At 44.8% G+C, this 18,959-nt stretch carries 23 protein-coding genes and 2 pseudogenes; 20 read left to right on the top strand and 5 right to left on the bottom strand.

Translation table 11 applies throughout. The annotated features are described in order from the left end of the window. Positions 1-106 precede the first annotated feature (106 nt). From BJP58_RS10190 to BJP58_RS10180, 3 genes are all read left to right on the top strand, one after another. A complete protein-coding gene (locus BJP58_RS10190) occupies positions 107-565 on the top strand; it encodes a GyrI-like domain-containing protein (RefSeq protein WP_194543828.1) in 459 nt (152 codons plus the stop codon). Positions 566-842: 277 nt separating this feature from the next. Then, positions 843-1,490: a FusB/FusC family EF-G-binding protein gene (locus BJP58_RS10185; protein ID WP_194543827.1), complete on the top strand. Its 648-nt coding sequence runs from the start codon at positions 843-845 to the stop codon at positions 1,488-1,490. Positions 1,491-1,587: 97 nt separating this feature from the next. Further along, the gene (locus tag BJP58_RS10180) at positions 1,588-2,112 is read left to right on the top strand and encodes a GNAT family N-acetyltransferase (protein WP_194543826.1); all 525 of its coding nucleotides are present in this window, start codon (positions 1,588-1,590) and stop codon (positions 2,110-2,112) included. Here BJP58_RS10180 and BJP58_RS10175 read toward each other — a convergent pair. Then, entirely contained in the window at positions 2,058-2,189 is a 132-nt protein-coding gene (locus BJP58_RS10175) for a hypothetical protein (protein WP_233355127.1), read from the bottom strand. The two genes, BJP58_RS10180 and BJP58_RS10175, sit on opposite strands and share 55 nt — an antisense overlap. A gap of 101 nt (positions 2,190-2,290) precedes the next feature. On the opposite strand from BJP58_RS10175, the gene BJP58_RS10170 reads away from it, so the two are divergent. From BJP58_RS10170 to BJP58_RS10145, 6 genes and pseudogenes are all read left to right on the top strand, one after another. Beyond that, entirely contained in the window at positions 2,291-2,917 is a 627-nt protein-coding gene (locus BJP58_RS10170; protein ID WP_194543825.1) for a cysteine peptidase family C39 domain-containing protein, read from the top strand. 247 nt (positions 2,918-3,164) lie between these two features. Then, positions 3,165-3,714: pseudogene (locus BJP58_RS10165) on the top strand (HAD-IIIA family hydrolase). Between the two features lie 16 nt (positions 3,715-3,730). Continuing rightward, positions 3,731-4,426: a DinB family protein gene (locus tag BJP58_RS10160; protein ID WP_194543824.1), complete on the top strand. Its 696-nt coding sequence runs from the start codon at positions 3,731-3,733 to the stop codon at positions 4,424-4,426. A 42-nt stretch (positions 4,427-4,468) separates the two neighbouring features. Then, positions 4,469-5,008, top strand: a complete 540-nt coding sequence (locus tag BJP58_RS10155; RefSeq protein ID WP_194543823.1) for a DinB family protein — start codon at positions 4,469-4,471, stop codon at positions 5,006-5,008. Continuing rightward, complete coding sequence (locus BJP58_RS10150) at positions 5,001-5,231, top strand: hypothetical protein (protein ID WP_194543822.1); 231 nt, start codon at positions 5,001-5,003, stop codon at positions 5,229-5,231. Before BJP58_RS10155 ends, BJP58_RS10150 begins: the two co-directional genes overlap by 8 nt. Before the next feature lie 101 nt (positions 5,232-5,332). After that, complete coding sequence (locus BJP58_RS10145) at positions 5,333-6,085, top strand: hypothetical protein (RefSeq protein WP_194543821.1); 753 nt, start codon at positions 5,333-5,335, stop codon at positions 6,083-6,085. Positions 6,086-6,226: 141 nt separating this feature from the next. Here BJP58_RS10145 and BJP58_RS10140 read toward each other — a convergent pair whose 3' ends face one another. The 3 genes and pseudogenes from BJP58_RS10140 to BJP58_RS10130 all read right to left on the bottom strand — a co-directional run. After that, entirely contained in the window at positions 6,227-7,093 is an 867-nt protein-coding gene (locus BJP58_RS10140) for a DUF4097 family beta strand repeat-containing protein (protein WP_194543820.1), read from the bottom strand. Between the two features lie 31 nt (positions 7,094-7,124). Continuing rightward, complete coding sequence (locus tag BJP58_RS10135) at positions 7,125-7,823, bottom strand: ABC transporter permease (RefSeq protein WP_194543819.1); 699 nt, start codon at positions 7,821-7,823, stop codon at positions 7,125-7,127. Next, positions 7,819-8,547: pseudogene (locus tag BJP58_RS10130) on the bottom strand (ABC transporter ATP-binding protein); the annotation flags it as partial. The pseudogene BJP58_RS10130 and the gene BJP58_RS10135, both read right to left, overlap by 5 nt. 178 nt (positions 8,548-8,725) lie before the next feature. On the opposite strand from BJP58_RS10130, the gene BJP58_RS10125 reads away from it, so the two are divergent. The 10 genes from BJP58_RS10125 to BJP58_RS10080 all read left to right on the top strand — a co-directional run bounded on the left by BJP58_RS10125 (position 8,726) and on the right by BJP58_RS10080 (position 16,485). After that, a complete protein-coding gene (locus BJP58_RS10125; RefSeq protein WP_194543817.1) occupies positions 8,726-9,445 on the top strand; it encodes a response regulator transcription factor in 720 nt (239 codons plus the stop codon). Then, on the top strand, positions 9,436-10,545 hold the full coding sequence (locus tag BJP58_RS10120; RefSeq protein WP_194543816.1) for a sensor histidine kinase: 1,110 nt from the start codon (positions 9,436-9,438) through the stop codon (positions 10,543-10,545). Before BJP58_RS10125 ends, BJP58_RS10120 begins: the two co-directional genes overlap by 10 nt. After that, on the top strand, positions 10,542-11,096 hold the full coding sequence (locus BJP58_RS10115) for a GNAT family N-acetyltransferase (RefSeq protein WP_194543815.1): 555 nt from the start codon (positions 10,542-10,544) through the stop codon (positions 11,094-11,096). The genes BJP58_RS10120 and BJP58_RS10115 overlap by 4 nt, the downstream gene beginning before the upstream one ends. A 105-nt stretch (positions 11,097-11,201) precedes the next feature. Continuing rightward, positions 11,202-11,849: a TetR/AcrR family transcriptional regulator gene (locus BJP58_RS10110; protein WP_194543814.1), complete on the top strand. Its 648-nt coding sequence runs from the start codon at positions 11,202-11,204 to the stop codon at positions 11,847-11,849. Then, positions 11,842-12,018 carry a hypothetical protein gene (locus tag BJP58_RS10105; protein ID WP_194543813.1) on the top strand — a complete coding sequence of 59 codons (177 nt, stop codon included), beginning with the start codon at positions 11,842-11,844 and terminating at the stop codon, positions 12,016-12,018. Before BJP58_RS10110 ends, BJP58_RS10105 begins: the two co-directional genes overlap by 8 nt. Beyond that, positions 11,993-14,311, top strand: coding sequence for an ABC transporter permease (locus BJP58_RS10100; RefSeq protein WP_194543812.1), 2,319 nt, complete (start codon positions 11,993-11,995; stop codon positions 14,309-14,311). Before BJP58_RS10105 ends, BJP58_RS10100 begins: the two co-directional genes overlap by 26 nt. A 4-nt stretch (positions 14,312-14,315) precedes the next feature. Next, positions 14,316-15,074, top strand: a complete 759-nt coding sequence (locus tag BJP58_RS10095) for an ABC transporter ATP-binding protein (protein WP_194543811.1) — start codon at positions 14,316-14,318, stop codon at positions 15,072-15,074. A 140-nt stretch (positions 15,075-15,214) separates the two neighbouring features. Next, positions 15,215-15,355: an NUDIX hydrolase gene (locus BJP58_RS34115; protein ID WP_194543810.1), complete on the top strand. Its 141-nt coding sequence runs from the start codon at positions 15,215-15,217 to the stop codon at positions 15,353-15,355. Then, the gene (locus BJP58_RS10085; RefSeq protein WP_233355028.1) at positions 15,339-15,905 is read left to right on the top strand and encodes a nucleoside-triphosphatase; all 567 of its coding nucleotides are present in this window, start codon (positions 15,339-15,341) and stop codon (positions 15,903-15,905) included. Before BJP58_RS34115 ends, BJP58_RS10085 begins: the two co-directional genes overlap by 17 nt. A 1-nt stretch (position 15,906) precedes the next feature. Then, positions 15,907-16,485, top strand: a complete 579-nt coding sequence (locus BJP58_RS10080) for a GNAT family N-acetyltransferase (RefSeq protein ID WP_071221808.1) — start codon at positions 15,907-15,909, stop codon at positions 16,483-16,485. 86 nt (positions 16,486-16,571) lie between these two features. On the opposite strand, the gene BJP58_RS10075 is transcribed toward BJP58_RS10080, so the two are convergent. Next, positions 16,572-17,618 carry a PocR ligand-binding domain-containing protein gene (locus BJP58_RS10075; RefSeq protein ID WP_194543808.1) on the bottom strand — a complete coding sequence of 349 codons (1,047 nt, stop codon included), beginning with the start codon at positions 17,616-17,618 and terminating at the stop codon, positions 16,572-16,574. A 204-nt stretch (positions 17,619-17,822) separates the two neighbouring features. Here BJP58_RS10075 and BJP58_RS10070 point away from each other — a divergent pair, with 204 nt between their 5' ends. Beyond that, positions 17,823-18,959: a glycerol dehydrogenase gene (locus BJP58_RS10070; protein WP_194543807.1), complete on the top strand. Its 1,137-nt coding sequence runs from the start codon at positions 17,823-17,825 to the stop codon at positions 18,957-18,959.

The raw sequence follows: 18,959 nt of genomic DNA, 5'->3' as shown, positions 1-18,959 counted from the left end.
GAACAAGCGTGAAGGTAATTCAAGAAATGCATATGATGCATTAACAACATTTTAATGCATCTAGCCATTATCAAATATATTTTCAACGAAAGAGAGTGTGAGCTCTGTGAAGGTAGTCGAACTTCATGAAATGAAATTAGTCGGAATAAGAATAGTATGTCCCGGTGACCAGTATGTCAAAGAGATCCCCAAGGCCTCGGTTGAACTTAAAAATAGATTGCAAGAGATTCGTGACGTTGTAGAACCGGTTAGACTTGTTGGTGCATTCATCGCTGAGGATGTATCGGGAGGGGAAGATGGTTATTGGGTTTGTGTTGAGGTACTTGACATGAAACAAGTTCCTGAAGGGATGGTCTCATTAGTCATTCCAAAACAAAAATACGCAGTTCAACGACACCAGGGGCCTAATGATGAAATTAGAAATACATATGAAAAGCTCCATCGCTGGATACTAGAAAATAACCATGAACGATTGCCTAGATCCTGGCATCTGGAGATTTCGGATGAATGGGGACATGGGGAAGTAAATCATATTGAAGCAGACTTGTATGACACCATTAAATAGATTTTAAGTTTGATATAGACGGTGTTCTGTTCCAACGGAATAAATTGCGCCAACTGGCACTTGCTGTTATAATTTTGCGTATGAAATGTGATTGGGGGTTATACCGATGGCAATGCTGAATTGCTCATTAGCTAGGAAGTCCTCATGCAAAGCCTGATCTGGGGCGATACTTTGCGTGGGGTGCGATAGATGAATTCGATCGCCCAACCTTAACTTTATCGTTTCTAATAACAGGCTTTGCACCTTCATTTTTAATAAAAATAAGGGGCTGAAAGCTATGAGTACACCATTTATTAGAAACCACCAGTTTAACGTGATTAAAAAACAATCGGATTTCCTTCTGAAAACATTGCGAACGATCGCGGATAGAAAAGTCCTGGAAACGGTCAGGTATCGTGCCGTAACAAGCACTTTGGAAGCTTTTCCGTCTCTAACAGAGGATCAGAAGCGGATGCTTGGAGAAATGTCGACCATTGAGAAGGCCGAGGATTTCCAGAGATATCTTAACGCGTTAGAACCCTATCTGGAGCCTTATCCGACGATTACGCTGAAACAGATTCAGAAGTTATTTCCTAAAAATAAGAAACTGAAAGTTCCGGATCTGCAATCGATCGACTTTCGATATGTAACGTATTTGGGCTGGGTGGATATTGCCACAAACAAGTTATATATCGTATATCCGTTCGAAGGAAGATTCATCGGGATCGAGGGAAGAATTACGCCGACCAACAAGAAAGGGTACTGTCTGTTCTGCAACCGGCATCAAGAGCTTGCCTTGTTCTCGGTCAAGACCAAGCCGGCCGTTGCTTCACCGGATAATCTTTCCTTCATTGGCCAATACGTATGTCTGGATAGCCAAGCATGTAATCACAGCATTACCGATACAGGGGCACTTGAGAAGTTCATTCTCTCCGCCAGCAAGTAAACACAGGAACTAGAAATAGGCTGCCTTTAAGGGCAGCCTATTTTGTACTATGTTTCCGTTTGAAAGACATAAAGGTCATGAAAGGACGTTGAAACCTATGAACGATGTAAGATTAGTTAAGCCTCAACTAGAGCTTGAAGAAGAATATCTATCATTTTATCAAGAATGGAAAGAATCCGGTGAGAATATGGTTCCTTGGGTTATAAGTAAGGATCCAAGTGATTTTCAGGGGATGCTGAAGGAACTCTCTAATCAAGAGAAGGGCATTGGTGTAAAGGAAGGCTGGGTCTCAGATTCAACCTTTTGGTTGGTCGATAAACAACATAGAGTATTAGGTGCAGCTAATATTAGACATCAATTAACCGAATATTTATATAATGTTGGCGGGCATATTGGCTATGGCATCCGCCCGCTAGAAAGATGGAATGGCTACGCGACTAAACTATTGGAATTGTCCTTGATTGAGGCCAAGAAACTGGGGATAAACGATGTATTAGTTGTCTGTGATGCCGGTAATGTGGGATCGGAAAGAACCATTATTAAGAACGGCGGGAGGCCGGATACAGACTACATAGAGGAAGATGGGAACGTAATTAAAAGATATTGGATAAAGAATACGTGATAGGCTAATGCGATCCATTGCGAAGTAGCGAGAGAACCGAACTGGACGCGGATGGTATCACCTCTGAAAAACTCGATAATAAACCTCCCTGAACTATAAAAAATGAGATATAGACCTGCTATTAGGCCGTTAGGTCATGAGGATGCGTCAGTGAATAAACACAAAGTAACACGCAGATATGCGTTTAGTAGGGAGTAGGTGGTTGATTATTATTTTTATTTTGAATCTAATCATAGTCATAATTATAGTCATTCTAATGTCATATTATTTTACCATTCCAAGAAAAGATATGATCGACACAAGCGTACTTCCAGAATCCTATTTGATTAGAACTTCAAGTCGGATGGATATCCAGCCTCATTATGAGTGTGCAGCTTATTCAAGCGCATATGTTCTGAGACATTTAGGAATCGAGGCGACCGGTAACGAACTTTATAAACAATACCCCAGAAAGCTAGCCGATGGAACGGTCACTCCTAAGGGTATCCTTATATTTTTTAAAAGGCGTGGTTACGATGCGTCTTTTTACCGCGGTAATCTGCAAACGTTAAAGAAGCAAGTAAGCCAAGGGGTCCCGGTCATTGCGTTTATAAGGGTTTTTCCTAAACAGAGGTATTTACACTTTGTACCCGTGATTGGATTTGACCAAGAATACTTGTACTTGGCAGATTCTTTGGAACACACCATAAACTGCGAGGATTCTAGCTTTAATCGAAAAATACGAAAGCGTGACTTTGAGGCACTATGGAATACATGGGCCCCTTTTTGTAAAAAAAGTTATATTGTTATACGCAAAAGTGTTTAGAATCTGATGTCAATTTGTACAGAAGCGAGGGTTGGCGAATTGCACATCAAGAAGTCGCAGACATCCTATAACAAGGTATCTACGCTCCGGGATGCGCCCTTAGGTTGCCTATCAAATTCGATGTGATGAAGGCGAGGCAGATAACACATGCCAGCCTATAGTAGTAGTTAAACAGGATTTGAAAGCCAATGGTAGGAGATAATCCTATTCCCGCAAAAAAAATGAATGAAGAAAGGAGCCTGACCAATTGCTAGAGCCCTCAAGACAGGCGGTTTTCATTGACAGAGACGGAACGCTTGGAGGAACCGATCGGGTTGTTTTGCCCGGTGAATTTGAGCTTTTTCCGCAAGTACAGAATTCGATTGATTCACTCAGAGCTGCAGGCATGCTGATTTGTTCATTTACGAATCAACCTGGAATAACTCGGGGCGAGGCAACAAAGGATGAATTCGAAGCGGAATTATTAGGCTTTGGTTTTGACAAAATCTATCTTTGTGCTCATGAGCATGGAGCGGGTTGTCCGTGTAGAAAGCCGTCCCCTGGAATGCTGTTGAAAGCCGCAGAAGAAAATAATCTGGATTTAAGGAAGTGTTTTGTCATAGGAGATCGATGGACGGATATGGTTGCTGCCAAAGAAGCCGGTTGCAAGGAAAGTGTTCGTGAAGACGGGAGCTGGTGCCTAGGAACTGGGAAAATTCAATAACAACCAGTACTTCGGCAAATGGAAAGAAGCGTATCCCGATTTTATCGCGACAAACTTTAATGAAGCCGTGACATGGATATTAGAGGGCGGCTAAAAAAGGATGGTTCTCCATGGATTTGAGTCAAAGAAAACAGTGGAATGAAAATCACAAAAAGCTAACCCAGATCATTCTGGATCCGGCTAAGCATCAGAATGCAGTTGACTTATTTTTGCAGCAGCATCGCTTGTTACATTCATCAAGAATGAGCCATTCACCCAGTGCGACCCTTGAGGATGAATTAGTTAAAGATCTGCAAGAGGAAACATTCCGTCAATATCCAGTTACGGCTCCTGATACAAAGAATTCGATAATATGGCATATGTGGCATATGACGCGTATTGAAGACATGACGATGAGCGTACTCGTAAATAACGATGTCCAAGTATTGCATTCAGGCCAGTGGAATAAGAAACTCCACATTGATGATGTTCATTCCGGAAATGAAATGACGGAAGCGGAAATCGCTAACTTGAGTGCGACTCTTGATATTGATTCATTATTCGCTTATCGGATTGAAGTTGGGCGGAACACTCGTGAAGTCATATCCCGTTTATTGCCAGGGGACTTTAAGCAAAAAGTTGAAGCGGTAAGAATTCATGAACTTAAAGTACAGCATGCGGTTAAGGAAGAAGCAACGTGGTTGCTTGAATACTGGGGAAACAAAACGATTGCGGGATTAGTGCTCATGCCGGCGACAAGGCATATTTTTCTGCACTTGAATAAATCGATACGACTGAAACAAAAAATTCAAAAGTCCAAATTGTGAGGCTGGGATGCTATTTATTTTTACAAGAGAGGTTGTGCTAGGATGTTATACGATTTGCAAGGCGAGGAGAATATGTCAACGATCGTGGGAATGTTATATGGCGCTGTCAAAGAGAACAGCCAAAGGCTAAAATCCATATCAGAGGGCATGTCGCAAGAGGAAATAGACTACAAAGGCCCTGATAACAAATTCAATAGTGCCGCACAATTAATAAAACACATCATGTACGTCGACCTGAATTGGGTTTATAGGATTAAAGGGGAGACGCTTCCCCAGTCATTAACAGACGAATACGGCCCGATGATCGATGAACATAACAGGCTGCCAATGGTTTCAGGGATGCCTTTGGACACGCTTATATCTAAATATGAAGTTGTATTGAATATGCTGAAAGAAACATGCACGCAATTAACGGATGCTGATCTGGATAACATTGTCGCATTTGGTCACGAAAATGAAAAGCAAGCCACCATACGGTGGGGATTATGGCATATGGCTGACCATAACCGTTACCACCAAGCCCATATTAATCAGCTTAGAAAGTGGTACGCTGAGCAAAGGAGAGGCATGGATCATGAATAAAAGAATACGATCCATCCTCGTATTTTCCTTGAGTTTGCTATCGCTGCTTATTTCGTTAAAGTTATTTTGGAATATGGGTATTTTTGTGGATGAATACGGCTTGAGCCCAGACATTGTGAGTGGCGGAGACTTCTGGCTTTTGATGGATTGGTTAAGATTAGGGTTACTGTTTTTAGTATGCGTTATATCTGGCGTTAGCATCTTAAAAAGCTTTGATGAATAAACCTAATTGGTTTGAAAAAAAAGCATATTTGTTTTCGAAAAAGTAGCAAGGGATGCCAGAAATGTGACACATGATAGAAGGTTGTGAAAGGAGGGAAGAATATGCGAGCAACAGAAGATATCATGCAGGTATGGAGGAAGTTCAACGATGTTCCAATGGAGACCTTAACTAAAGCCTGGCACAGCTTAATCGACCCGGAATGCAAACAACGAACAACGGATGTCATGAAAGAGCATCGCGCATTATATGGAATGTCGGGCAATTGTTTTGATTTGGCGATTTGGTTAATCGATGAATTCAGACGGAACAAACGACCCTGTTATGGAGTACTAACGGCACATTTGCATGTAGCTGTGGTCGTAATTAATGAAGAAGGCAACAAATATTTCTGCGATCTAGGAGATCAATGGATTGAGCCTATTTTGTTAGAACCAAATCATGTAGCGTATACGGAAGAGTTTTTGGAAGATTTTTTTCCAGGTTCCCTTATCAGACTAAACACTCGCTCGAATCGACTCTTGGTAACCTACAGAAGACCAAACGGAAAGGAAAGCAGCCAAGCATTCGACTTGACGCCCGTATCCGATGAGGCATTGATCATCGCCGGGCAAAAAACGCAGCGCCTGTTCAGCGATCCGCTTGTGGAAAAGCGGATTTTTACGGATCAGCAGGTTCTCCATTGGGAATTCGATAATTATGAAAGCTACCTAAGTTCCAAGGAAGGCAGAAAAGTGGAGCTTCAGCTGAAGGATATCGAGGAATGGGCAGAACGAATACATACGATGAGCGGGATCCATGAAGAAGTCGTCATACGTGCATTGGAAGTCTACTCGAAAAAGTCTTTGCATCCTTAGCGCCGGACGTTCATCACTTTAGTCTAGGAAGAACGTGTGGCAACCAAAAGGAATGAACAGCTATTGCCGTGCGGCTCTTAGGAGATATCTCTCGTGCTCGGGCTTGCCGGCAATAGTCCGTTTCGTTTTTTTCGCATTCCTTTATTTTACAGCGATCGTTCCGGAACGGCTGACAAGCTCCAATGCATGGGCTGCATCCCCAATCGTGCCTGCCACTGATTGTTCCGTGCACTGTGTTTCTTTGAAGCCATCTAGACCAATGCTTATATCCGATGAATCGCTGGCTGCGGTAAGGTTTAACGAAGCAGGGGGCGTTTTATAAGATACGGCGATATCTCCGGATTCTGTTTCTACGCGCAGTCGCTTTCCTTCTTCGATCTCTTTGACGGATACTTCCCCAGCTGTTGATGCGATATTCATCAAGGGACTGGTCACGCCTGTAATATAGCTGTCACCGCTGCCAGAAGTTACGGTTAATTCGTTTAGCGAGCTGTCTTTCAATTTGAGCTCTCCGTCTTTGGATGTAAATTCCCCCTTGTCAGCTGAAAGTCCTTCGATGGTTTCAGAGCCCGAATGGTTGTTGAAGACGATGTTTAGAGCTGATACATCCTTCATCTTGATGTCACCCGCATCATTATTCAATGTAATCGTATCGACTTCTTGGTCGGGAATTGAGATATAAATCTTTCCTTTTTTGCCAAAAGTGAACCCTGCCATAGTACCACCCTGGTCTTTCTGGGTAACAACAATTTTATTCCCTTCCTGGTCAATCGTTACAGGGTCGCTCTTGTTGTCCTGACGCTTGCCATCGCAAGCGATAGTGATGTTCGAGGAATCCGAACGCTTGAATTCAATGTCCCAGGATTCATTGTTGATTTCAAATTCTTCAATGAGTTTTGCCTCAAAGGATGCTTCATGGTGATAACCTGATTTCCCTACACCTTGGCAGCCCATAGCTAACCCGCCAACGGTAAGCAAAACAAGCGAAGTGGTTATAATTTTTCTCATGCTCAAGCCCTCCAATCATATAGTGAAATTTTTAAGCTACATCGGTTCGATCCACTTTATGAAAAGAAAGATAGCCAAGGATCAGGCCAAGCAGGCAGAGAGCAATCGGGATGGCGATAAACTGAAACAGACTGGTCGAACTTCCCCCGTCGGACACCGTGGCGTTAATCACAAAGCCGATAATGACAGCCGAGGTTATCGTGGAAGCCGTTGATTTTTTTCTCATACCAATAGTTAAAGGAATCAGGCTGATTCCGGCGATCATGAATGCGTTGATCAACGTTGATGGAATAGCATCCACCATGTCATCGATACGAATCGGTGCGTCAAACAACCCTATTATCGGGTTCAAGAAGTATGTTAATAGATTGATCATAAACGTAGTGATGATGATGCTGAACAAACAAAATCCAAACACAATCGATAGCTTGGCTTGCATGATTTTTTTTCGCTGCAGGGGGTAGGTGAATAACACTTGGATCATGCTGCTCTTGTATTCTTCAATAACCAAACGTGACATAATCACACTTGAGAAAATGATATACGTAATTCTAATCAAAATATCCGATAAAGACATGAAATCCGCATAATCCATGGGTTCGTTCTCACTCTGAGAGCCCAGCGCCATCAATGTAACGGCGGCGAAAATTACTACAATACAAACGGCTAATCCTCTAAAATAACGGGTTATGTTACTTTTTTGCCATTCAAGCTGTATGAGTTTAAGCATATCGTTTGCCTCCATGAATGAGATGGATGAAGTACTCTTCTAACGATCCGGCATATTGTCTTCGGATGTCCTCCATCTTGACTTCCTCTAATAGTTTTCCCTGATGAATAATGCCAATCGTATCGGCAACCGATTCGATTTCGGATACGATATGACTCGAAATTAAAATGGTCGTTCCGTAGTTCTCCTTTAAATGCAAGAAAAGCTCCCGCATTTCCTTAATCCCGATTGGGTCAAGCCCATTGATGGGTTCATCCAGAATGAGAATGTCGGGTTTCGTAACAATCGCGCGCGCAATCCCTAACCGCTGCTTCATTCCTAAAGAGAATTCATGGATTTTTTTCTTCCCCACACCCTGAAGACCTACGATCTCAAGCGCTTCCTTGATCGCGGACATATCGCGATAGTCCATATATCTACAATGAAGCGCCAAATTAGCCTCTGCTGTCAGCCTGTCGTAAAACACGGGATATTCAATGATGCTGCCAATTCTTTTTAAGTATTCAACCGATGTTGGCAGAACCAGCTGATCGAATACTTGGATATTACCGGAAGACGGTTTTACCAGATTTAAGATCATTTTCATAATGGTTGTTTTACCGGCCCCATTCGGACCTAAAAACCCGTAAATTTCTCCTCTGCTGATACTCATATTGACGTTGGTAATGGTTTCTGTGCCCTTGAATGCCTTGCTTACTTCATTGATTTGAATGGCGGCGTTCACTTGTGATTTCCTCCCTTAATGATGTGCTACACTAAGCTTAGGGAATGAAAGTAAAAATAAAGTAAACACTGTGGAAAAAACTCGTAACATTTTACATAGAGTAATCTCGTAACCTTTTAAATAGAGTAAGATAGAAAATGAATTCGCAGGATAAGTTTAAAGTGAGGAGAAAATCGCAATGGAATCTGCAACCATACTAGCTGTTGATGATGAAATCGGTATTTTGAAGTTATTGGAGATCACGCTTCGGAAAGAGAACTTCACGAATATCGATACCGTATCATCGGGCAAAGGCGCGCTGCAGCGCATCAAAGAAAAGGCATATGATATGATATTGCTCGATATTATGCTCCCGGATCTAAGCGGTTTTGAGCTCTGTACGGAGATCCGTAGACATACGAATGCACCGATTATTTTTATTAGCGCGCGTTCCACCGACTTCGACAAATTAACAGGTTTAGGGATCGGCGGAGACGATTATATTACCAAGCCGTTTAATCCGATGGAGGTCATTGCCCGAATCAAGGCGATCCTTCGCCGGCAAAGGCTTACGGAGAATGCACATCAACAAAACACGGCGTACGATTACGGGTACTTCTCTTTTCATCCTGAATCGGCAACGTTAACCGTGCAGGGTCAATCTGTAGAATGCACGGCGAAGGAGCTGGAGCTGCTGCATTTCTTTTGTAAACATCCGAATCATATCTTCACGACGGCGCAGCTCTACGAATTGGTATGGGGAAATGATGTGTACGGGGAAGAAAAAACGGTCACGATCCATATCTCCAAGCTGCGAAAAAAACTCGGCGATGATACCCGAAAACCAAAAATCATCGTGAATTTGCGCGGAATCGGTTATAAATTCATTCCCCCGAATGAGGCACTGTCATGCGAATAAAGACTCGATTTACGATCCATTTAGCATTAGGGCTTATCTTATGGATGCTTGGGACGGGCTTGCTCGTCGTTATTATGATTGAAGGCTTTCTCCCCTTACTCGATATCCATGTCAGTATGGATGAGGAAGGGCTCGTTGTAGGATGGGTCTTTGGTATCAGCACGTTGCTGTGCATCGTCTTGTTTGGATGGTATTTTGGCGGCCCGATCGGCTTCATCATGGCGTGGATTCATCGACTCTCGCAGGACAATTACAAGCAGCCAGCCAATTTGTCCAAAATATATACCCGAAAAGGGAAGCTTCGCATGCGGTTCCGCCTGTATCAGGAGGTGCTTGAGCATCTTCATTCCTTGGGCAGTATTTTGCAAGCGAACGAAGTCGAGCGAACCCAAATCGAAGAAGCCAAGCAGGAATGGATTGCGGGGATCTCTCATGATTTGAAAACACCTTTAACCTATATCAAAGGCTACTCGGCCCTCTTATTGAATGACCAGTACGAATGGTCGAAGGAAGAGGCGATTTCTTTCATCCGGGAAATGGACGACAAGGGAAAGCATATGGAAGAGTTGATTCAAGATTTAAGCCTCGTCACACAGCTCAATCGCGCCGACGGCGCTTTGCCGTTACAGAAGACGAATCAAGATATCGTCGAATTTACTAAACGGGTGGTTGCCGATATTAGCAACAATCCGCAAGCGAGCAGCTATCATTTGCATTTTCAAGCGGATTCGCCTGCCATCCAGGTTGATTTTGATTCGAAATTCATGCAGCGCATCCTGCAAAATATGATGATGAACTCCATCCTCCACAATCCTGAACATACGGATATTTATGTACAGATTACGGACGAAGGAGAGCATGCTGCGATCCGCATCATGGACAACGGCGTAGGTATGCCGGCTCATATGTTGGAACATCTATTCCAGCAATATTACCGGGGCACCACCACGGAATCTTCATCAGATGGCACGGGACTCGGAATGGCGATTGTCTACAAGCTGGTTCAGGCCCATGACGGTGCAATCAATGTAGAAAGTGAGCCTTCACAAGGCACTACGTTCACGATTCGATTGCCAAAACAAGGAGGGAGACCAATATGAAGAAACTGCCGACCATTCCATTGGAAAGATTGATATTACGGCCTTTCGGTATAGAAGATGCCAAAGTCGTTCAACAATTAGCAGGGGATCCCTATATTGCGGAAACAACATTGTATATCCCGCATCCGTATGAGGATGGGATGGCAGAACAATGGATTGAAACACATGCTCATAACTTTCATGAAGACCGATCACTGGAACTGGCCATTGTACATAAAGAAGAACAATATGTAATAGGCGCAATATGTATTGGATGTACTCGTAAGTTTGATCATGGTGAACTTGCATATTGGATTGGGAGACCGTATAAGAACAATGGATATTGTACGGAAGCGGCAAGAGGTATCGTTAGGTATGCGTTTGACGAAATGAAATTACACCGCATATTTGCCCGTTATCTGGGTAAGAACCCTGCATCGGGTAAAGTCATGGAAAAGTTAGGAATGAAATACGAAGGACGATTAAGACAGCATGTTCGAAAATGGGATCAATACGAAGACCTTGTGTATTATGGCCTTTTAAGGGATGAATATGTTTCAGAGAATAGGTGAGGGGGCCCCCCCGCCTAGATTCACTTAAAAACATCTTGACAATAACAGGAAATCTGTTATTCTATTACCGACAGGCAGTCGGTCTGTAGTGAGGGGGGTGTAACCATGAGAGTTGTAAAAAAAGCGGAGGAACGCAGGAATGAGATCCTTGATGCAGCGGATGAGCTGTTTGCTCAGAAGGGCTTTGACGGCACAAGTACAAACGATATTCTTGAAAAGGTCGGCATTGCGCGGGGAACCTTGTATCATCACTTCAAGTCGAAGGAGGATATTATGGATGCGCTGATTGATCGGTATAGTGACGGTCTTCTAGATGCAGCGCAGGTCATTGCCGCAGACAAGACGATACCCGTAGTCGAGCGCGTGATTCGCGTTGTTATGGCTCTGAACTTAAGCGGAGGAAGCAGCAAGGAGATTATGGAGCATATTCACAAGCCGCAGAACGCGCTTATGCACCAAAAAATACAAAAGGTCATCATCAACCGAGTTCCGCTGATCCTGACGGGAATCATCCGCGAAGGCATTGAGCAGGGGATGTTCAGCACGCCGTTTCCGTATGAATGCATGGAAATGGTTGTGATCTATGCGAATACCGTTTTTGATGATGATATGATTACCTTGACGAATGAAGAGCGAGGCACACGAATGCTGGCCTTTGTTTGCAACGTAGAAAGGCTGCTCGGTGCGGCAAGCGGGAGTCTTATGGACGTCATGCAGATGTTTGGTGGAGGAGACGAAAGCAGGCATGAATAAACGGATAGTGTGGGGAATATCATCGGCGGGCCTCGGCAGAGGGATGGCATTTCTCATGATTATCGCCGGGATGCTGTTATGTGAGACTTCGGTCATTCTGTATAAGTTAAGGCGGTTAAAATGCGTGAAAGCAGAGGTGTTTTATGTACTCCAGAATAATCCGCAATGATCTTTTAAAAAGCAAGGCCATTACGCTAACGACCATGATATTTGTCGCTGCGGCGGCTATGCTTGTTTCGCTTGCGGCGATCCTCGTCGTCAATCTCACGGGTGCGCTGAACACATTGATGATACAAGCCAAAACCCCGCATTTTATGCAGATGCATTCCGGTGAAATAGATTCTGCGCGGCTTTCAGCTTTTGCGGAGCAGCATCACAATGTGGATGACGTTCAAGTGATGGAATTTCTCAATATGGATGGTGCGCGGATACGATTAGGCGAGCATTCGCTTGCGAATAGTGTCCAGGATAACGGATTTAGCATGCAGAGCCAAAAATTCGATTATCTGCTTGATCTCGACGGAAACATCATCAAACCTGCCATCGGCGAGTTGTATGTTCCGGTAAGCTATATGAGGGATGGAACAACCAAGGTCGGTGATCTGGCGGTTATTAGCGGGAAGGAGTTTATCGTTGCAGGATTCCTCCGGGATTCACAGATGAACTCTACGCTCTCCTCCTCCAAAAGATTTCTTGTACATAAACATGATTATGCGGAAATTAAGAGCCTTGGCAGCACGGAGTATCTGATTGAGTTTAGATTAAAGGATCTATCCGAGCTCGGTTCATTTGAAACGGCTTACGCCTCCGCAGGCCTTGAAGCAAACGGACCAACCGTTACATACAAGCTTTTCAAAATGATGAACGCACTTTCCGATGGATTGATGATCGCGGTTATACTTCTTGTGAGCGCGCTTGTCGTGGCCATCGCATTGATGTGCATACGATTTACGCTCCTGGCGAAAATCGAAGACGACTACCGCGAGATTGGCGTGATGAAGGCAATTGGGCTGCGTGTTTCCGACATAAAGAAGATGTATCTCGCGAAATACGCAGTGATTGCGGCGGCGGGTTGTATGCTCGGTTTTGCACTGTCGTTTATGTTCAAAGGCATGCTTCTTGAAAATATACGGCTGTTTATGGGAGAAAGTGAAAATTCCGCTTATGCTTTGTTGTTCGGAATTACCGGCATACTGCTTGTATTCCTTGCCATCATCGCCTATGTAAACACAGTGTTGAAACGTTTTCGGAACATATCCGCTGCAGAAGCTATACGCTTTGGGACTTCGCAGGACAAAAGCTCAGGCGCCAGCCGTTTTAATCTAAGTGGAAACAGGCTGTTGAATACGAATGTGTTCCTCGGCATCAAAGACGTTCTCGCAAGGAAAAAGCTTTATGCTACAAGCCTAACGGTACTGGTGATTTCAGCATTTATCATGATGGTTCCACAGAATTTGTACAACACCATCTCCTCTACAAGTTTCACGCAATATATGGGGATCGGAAACTATGATCTACGTGCTGACATACAGCAGACCGATAACATTTCAGAAAAAACGGCTGAACTACGAAATGAGATGAGCAGCGACCCCGCCATATCCAAGGTTGCCGTCCTTACAACAAAAGTCTTTAACATCAGAACAGAAGACGGTTCTGAGGAAAACATAAAAATCGAACTCGGCGACCATTCCATATTCCCGATTGCTTATTCCATTGGCAGAGCACCCGCTGCAGAGGATGAAATTGCACTGTCGGCTATAAATGCCGATGAACTAAGCAAGAAGGTCGGCGATGTCATTACACTGGTAATAGAGGGACAGGAGAAGGAACTGACGGTGAGCGGGATATATTCCGACATTACCAACGGCGGCAAAACCGCAAAGGCGGTATTCACCGACAATTCGGCGGATATGATGTGGAGCATCATCTGCGTTGAACTTTCGGATATATCTCTTATCGGCGCTAAGATTTCAGACTACGCGGACAGGTTTGATTTTGCGAAGATTTCAGATATTGATGAATTTATTACGCAGACATTCGGCTCAACGATAAATGCTGTTAAGAAGGCCTCGGACGCTGCAATTGCTGTTGCGCTGATGATATCGGTACTGATTACCCTGATGTTTATAAAAATGCTTGTTGCGAAGGACAGATATTCCATTGCCGTTATGAAAGCCCTCGGTTTCACGAACTCGGACATAAAGGTGCAATATGCTTCGCGTTCGGTATTTGTTCTGATGGTCGGCATTGTTCTTGGAACGCTTCTGGCGAACACGCTCGGAGAAAGGCTTGCGGGTGCGGTTATCTCTTCGTTTGGAGCGTCAGCGTTTCATTTTGTGGTCAATCCGCTTTCGGCGTATCTGTACAGCCCGCTTATGATGATAACCGCGGTACTTATCGCAACCATGATCGGCACTTCGGGCGCAGGACGTATCAAAATATCCGAAAATATAAAGGAGTAGGCAGATGAAAAAGATGATTATCGGTGAGGATATCGTCAAGTCTTTCGGCGAGGGTGGCGAACAGCGCAATGTTCTGGACGGGGTGTCCGCCAGTATACACGAGGGCGAGTTCGTAGCTGTTATGGGACCATCAGGCTCGGGCAAATCCACGCTAATGTTTGCACTGAGCGGGACGGATGGCGTGAATGGCGGAAAAGTCGTTTTTGAGGGCAAGGATTTATCGACGCTTGGGGAGAATGAGCTTGCAGATTTACGCAGAACCCAAATGGGTTTTGTGTTCCAACAGCCGACGATGCTGAAAAATTTGAATATCCTCGACAATATCATTCTTCCTTCCATGCGGGATAACCGTAAAAACGCCGCGACCATTTCGGTGAAGGCGAGGGAGCTTATGAAAAGGGTAGGCATCGCAGAGCTTGAAAAACGGAACATCACCCAGGTTTCGGGTGGTCAGCTTCAGCGTGCGGGAATATGCCGGGCACTGATGAACAACCCGCGAATTATCTTCGGCGATGAGCCAACGGGAGCGCTCAACTCCATTTCCGCTAAGGAAATCATGGACCTATTCTCGGAGATCAATGCAGACGGTACGGCGGTCATGCTTGTCACTCACGATGCACAAGTTGCGGCGCGGACGGAGCGCATTATGTTTATGCGCGATGGGAAAGTGGTCGGCGAACTCAAGCTTCCAAAGCTTGTGGGAACGGATATGGATGGCAGGGTCAAGAAAGTTATGCTAAAAATGCAGGAAATCGGAATATAAATCGATATCCATTTAAGCCGCAGGACTATCGCCCTTGGTTAGCGAATGTATAATTATGGAATCACTTGATTCGCACTATAATTTACGCTTGAGCAGTCATTTGAGCGAAACATTAATCAAGAAACGGATGGTATTATAAGATGCATGATCAGTCCAAACATTTCGTTGCGGTTTCAGCACTTGTTAAGAATGAGGATGGACATGTTTTAATGGTTCGTACTCATGTTCGTTCGGATACGTGGGAAATGCCCGGAGGTTTCGTTGATGCTGGCGAGTCGTGACGGGGAACGCCTGAAGGCCAAGCACGCATTTTTACTGACAGGGGAACCTCGGATCGGTAAAACGACGATGATCAAACAACTTATCAATGCCATCGGTCCGGATCTTTGCGGTGGATTCTATACGGAGGAAATCACGAATTCGAGTGGTCGAATCGGTTTTAAATGCGTATCCGTTTGTGGGGAAAGCATCGAGATTGCACATGTAGAAAACCCTAGCAGCACTCGTATTGGAAGATACGGAATGGATGTAGAGGCATTCGAGGATTTTGCCGTGAAAATATTAGAGGACGCCTTGTCCTCCAAGAAAATCATCGTTATCGACGAAATTGGTTTTATGCAGATGTTATCTTCGTCTTTTCAAAAAATAGTACAAGCGATTATTTCAGGTTCCCGGATTGTTCTGGGGACCATTCCTCTGGAGAGCCATCCTGAAATAGACATCATCAAATATCGGAAGGAAGTCAGGATTCTAAGTATGAACGCATCCAATCGTGACACGATATCCGAAACTTTGTTAAAGGATATGATGAAAGCTGTGGAGGGTGAATGATATGCAGATCGAAGATGTCTTTTCGGATCTCCCTACGTTAGAAACAGACAGAACGATATTAAGAAAACTGAGGAGCGAAGACGAACAGGATATATTTCATTACGGCTCTGATGAGGAGGTATCGAGATATACGGCATGGCCGACGCATCAAACGATGGAAGATACCCGTCTCTATTTAATGAGGGTCCTGCATAAATACAGCCAGCATGCTGTGGCCCCTTGGGGAATCGTGGACAAAGAAACCGGAAAGGTCATTGGAACCTCAGGATTTATGGCTTGGGATGTCCGACATGCTAAAGCGGAATTGGGGTATGCTCTGTCCAAGGATTATTGGAATCGTGGTTACATGACCGAAGTGATCAGGACCATCATCTCTTTTGGATTTGAAAGAATGAAGCTGGTTAGAATCGAGGCAAGCTGTCTGCCGTCAAACCTAGGATCAGCCAGAGTGATGGAAAAGGCCGGCATGTCCTATGAAGGTTTATTAAGACAGACGATATTCGTAAAAGGGAACCATGAAGATCTGAAATTATACTCTATTGTTGTGGATGACTACCGGAATCAGAGCAACTCCCGTTAACCGGCTGATTGAATAACGGCCATCGTAGGAACCCCCTTCGTTTATGAGCGAAGGGGGTTACTTGGAATGATCGGTAGGCAGAACGGTCACTTAGCTGATAGCCCGGCATACAAGTTCCGGTACACGGCCGGGGTGAGGTGCTCGAACTTTTTGAACGTTTTAATGAAATAGCCCGTATCGCAAAATCCTAAATCATCGCTCACTTGATGGATCGGCGAATCGGTGGATTCCAGCAGCTGCTTGGCCCATTCAATCTTAAGCCTGGCAATGAAGACGGAGAAATTCTCACCTGTTTCCTTCGTAAAGATGCGGCTGAAATAGCTGGGACTGATATGGCAAAGCTTGGCCATCTCCTTCAGGCTGAAGTTCTCATGCTTATGCGCAAAAATATAGTCAAATGCGGGCTGAAGTACGGCATTCGACGAGACGAACCGCCCAGCGCCATTCTTCAATTTGGTATCGATCAGCGCACCTGACAGCTCCTGCTGCATGGATTGGATGCTGCGGACCGCACGATCCGACTCCTTAAAAGCTTCCACAGAAGCTGGCGCATCCATCTGGGACGAGAGCACTTTTTTGTACAAATCAATCGTGGTATGCTTCTGAATCGCTTCCTCCACGATATAGGTGCTTAATTGCAGCAGCAGATCCACGCACTTCGTCACCTCATCATAGGATAAGACGGGCAGTGCATCGTAATCCCCTTCGAGTTCCTTGAACTTCCGGTTTGACTCCACATTGGGCGGCCGAGATACGATCTGCTCCAGCATCGGAGCATCAGGTTCTCGGAGCTTGAGCTGTCCGGCCATAATCGCACCAAGATATTGGTTATCGATAATGATCGGGATGGCGATATCGATAATGTTGAAATGGCATAAATAGATATATGGTTTGTTTTGGCGAACCGCTTCAATGCCGGCTCGCGCGTCGCATTTTTGACAATATGAAGAGAGATGGGAATCCTGGCGAACGCCTTGGCAGAAAGGCTGACAGTGGCTGTGCTTGGTGACGGGAACGCCCTTGTAATCAACCGTAAGGATCGCCATTTTGGTCACGAGCGATAAGGAATCCTGCAGCTTCTCCCATTTCTCCAAATCAATGATTTCTTCTAAATCATATCGGGATTTGGACATGACAACATTCTCCTATGAAAAGTTATAGAAACTCTATTGAATATTATAGCGAATGGTTCCACTGAAGAACAAGATAATACAATTTTCCATGGGGATGACAAAAAAACACGATAAGAAAACGCTTTATTCCGACCTCATTGTTTCATGCTTCCCGAATAAGTACAACCTATAATAATTAATATAGTTTACGTAGGAGGAATGATCATGAGAAGAGCGTTTATCAGTCCGACAAAATATGTGCAGGGTGAGAACGAACTGTTGAATTTGGGTTATTTTGTAAAGACATTCGGAGATTCCGCCCTGCTGATTGCCCATCCCGATGATGTTGCACGGGTGAAAGACAAATTTGAGTCAACAAAACAGAAATTTAATATAACGCTAGTTGAAAGCGGCTTCCGTGGGGAATGTTCCCGGCAGGAGGTTGCCAGATTGCAAGCATTGGCGAAGGAGCATCAATGTGCTTGCACGATTGGCCTCGGCGGAGGCAAAGCGATTGATACGGCAAAATGCGTGGCCGAAGGTGAGGCCCTGATCATTGTTCCGACGATTGCGGCAACCGATGCGCCGACAAGCCATTCAGCGGTCCTCTATACCCCGGAAGGCGAATTCGATGATTATGCTTATTTCAAACAAAGTCCTAGCGTTGTCATGATTGATACGACGGTTATTGCCAAAGCGCCGACTAGATTCCTTGTCGCTGGCATGGGGGATGCGCTCTCTACCTATTTCGAAGCAAGAGCAACGGCGCAATCGTATTCCAATGTTAATGCCGGTTTGCCATGCGGCGTTCGCGAGGGCGTATGCGGTGAAGCCAAAGGGACGATTACCGCGCTGGGACTTGCCAAGCTATGCTATGAAACGCTGCTTGAGAACGGGTACAGAGCGAAACTGGCCTGCGATCAAAACATCGTGACGCCTGCGCTTGAGAATATCATCGAGACGAATATTCTGTTATCGGGACTAGGCTTCGAGAGCGGAGGTTTGGCAGCGATTCACGCGATTCACAATGGCTTGACGGCTCTGGAAGGAACGCATCATTATTATCACGGCGAGAAGGTAGCCTTCAGTACGATTGCTCAATTGGTGCTTGAGAATGCCGATAGGAACGAAATGAAGGAAGTGCTGGACTTCTGTCTGTCGATCGGTCTTCCTGTATGTCTGGAAGATATCGGCGTCGAGCATGTGACCTACGAGGAATTGCTTGAAGTGGCCAAAAAGGCATGTATTGCCGAAGAATCCATCCACTCGATGCCATTCCCGATTTCGGAGGAAGCGGTAGCATCGGCGATTATGGCCGCTGACCAATTGGGCCGTCAATACAAATGGAGTAAGGAGATATAA

The sequence above is a fragment of the Paenibacillus sp. JZ16 genome (assembly GCF_015326965.1).
Classification (GTDB): domain Bacteria; phylum Bacillota; class Bacilli; order Paenibacillales; family Paenibacillaceae; genus Paenibacillus_AQ.
The sequence above is the reverse complement of the archived record's forward strand: the minus strand, read 5'-3'. Positions and strand labels throughout refer to the sequence as shown.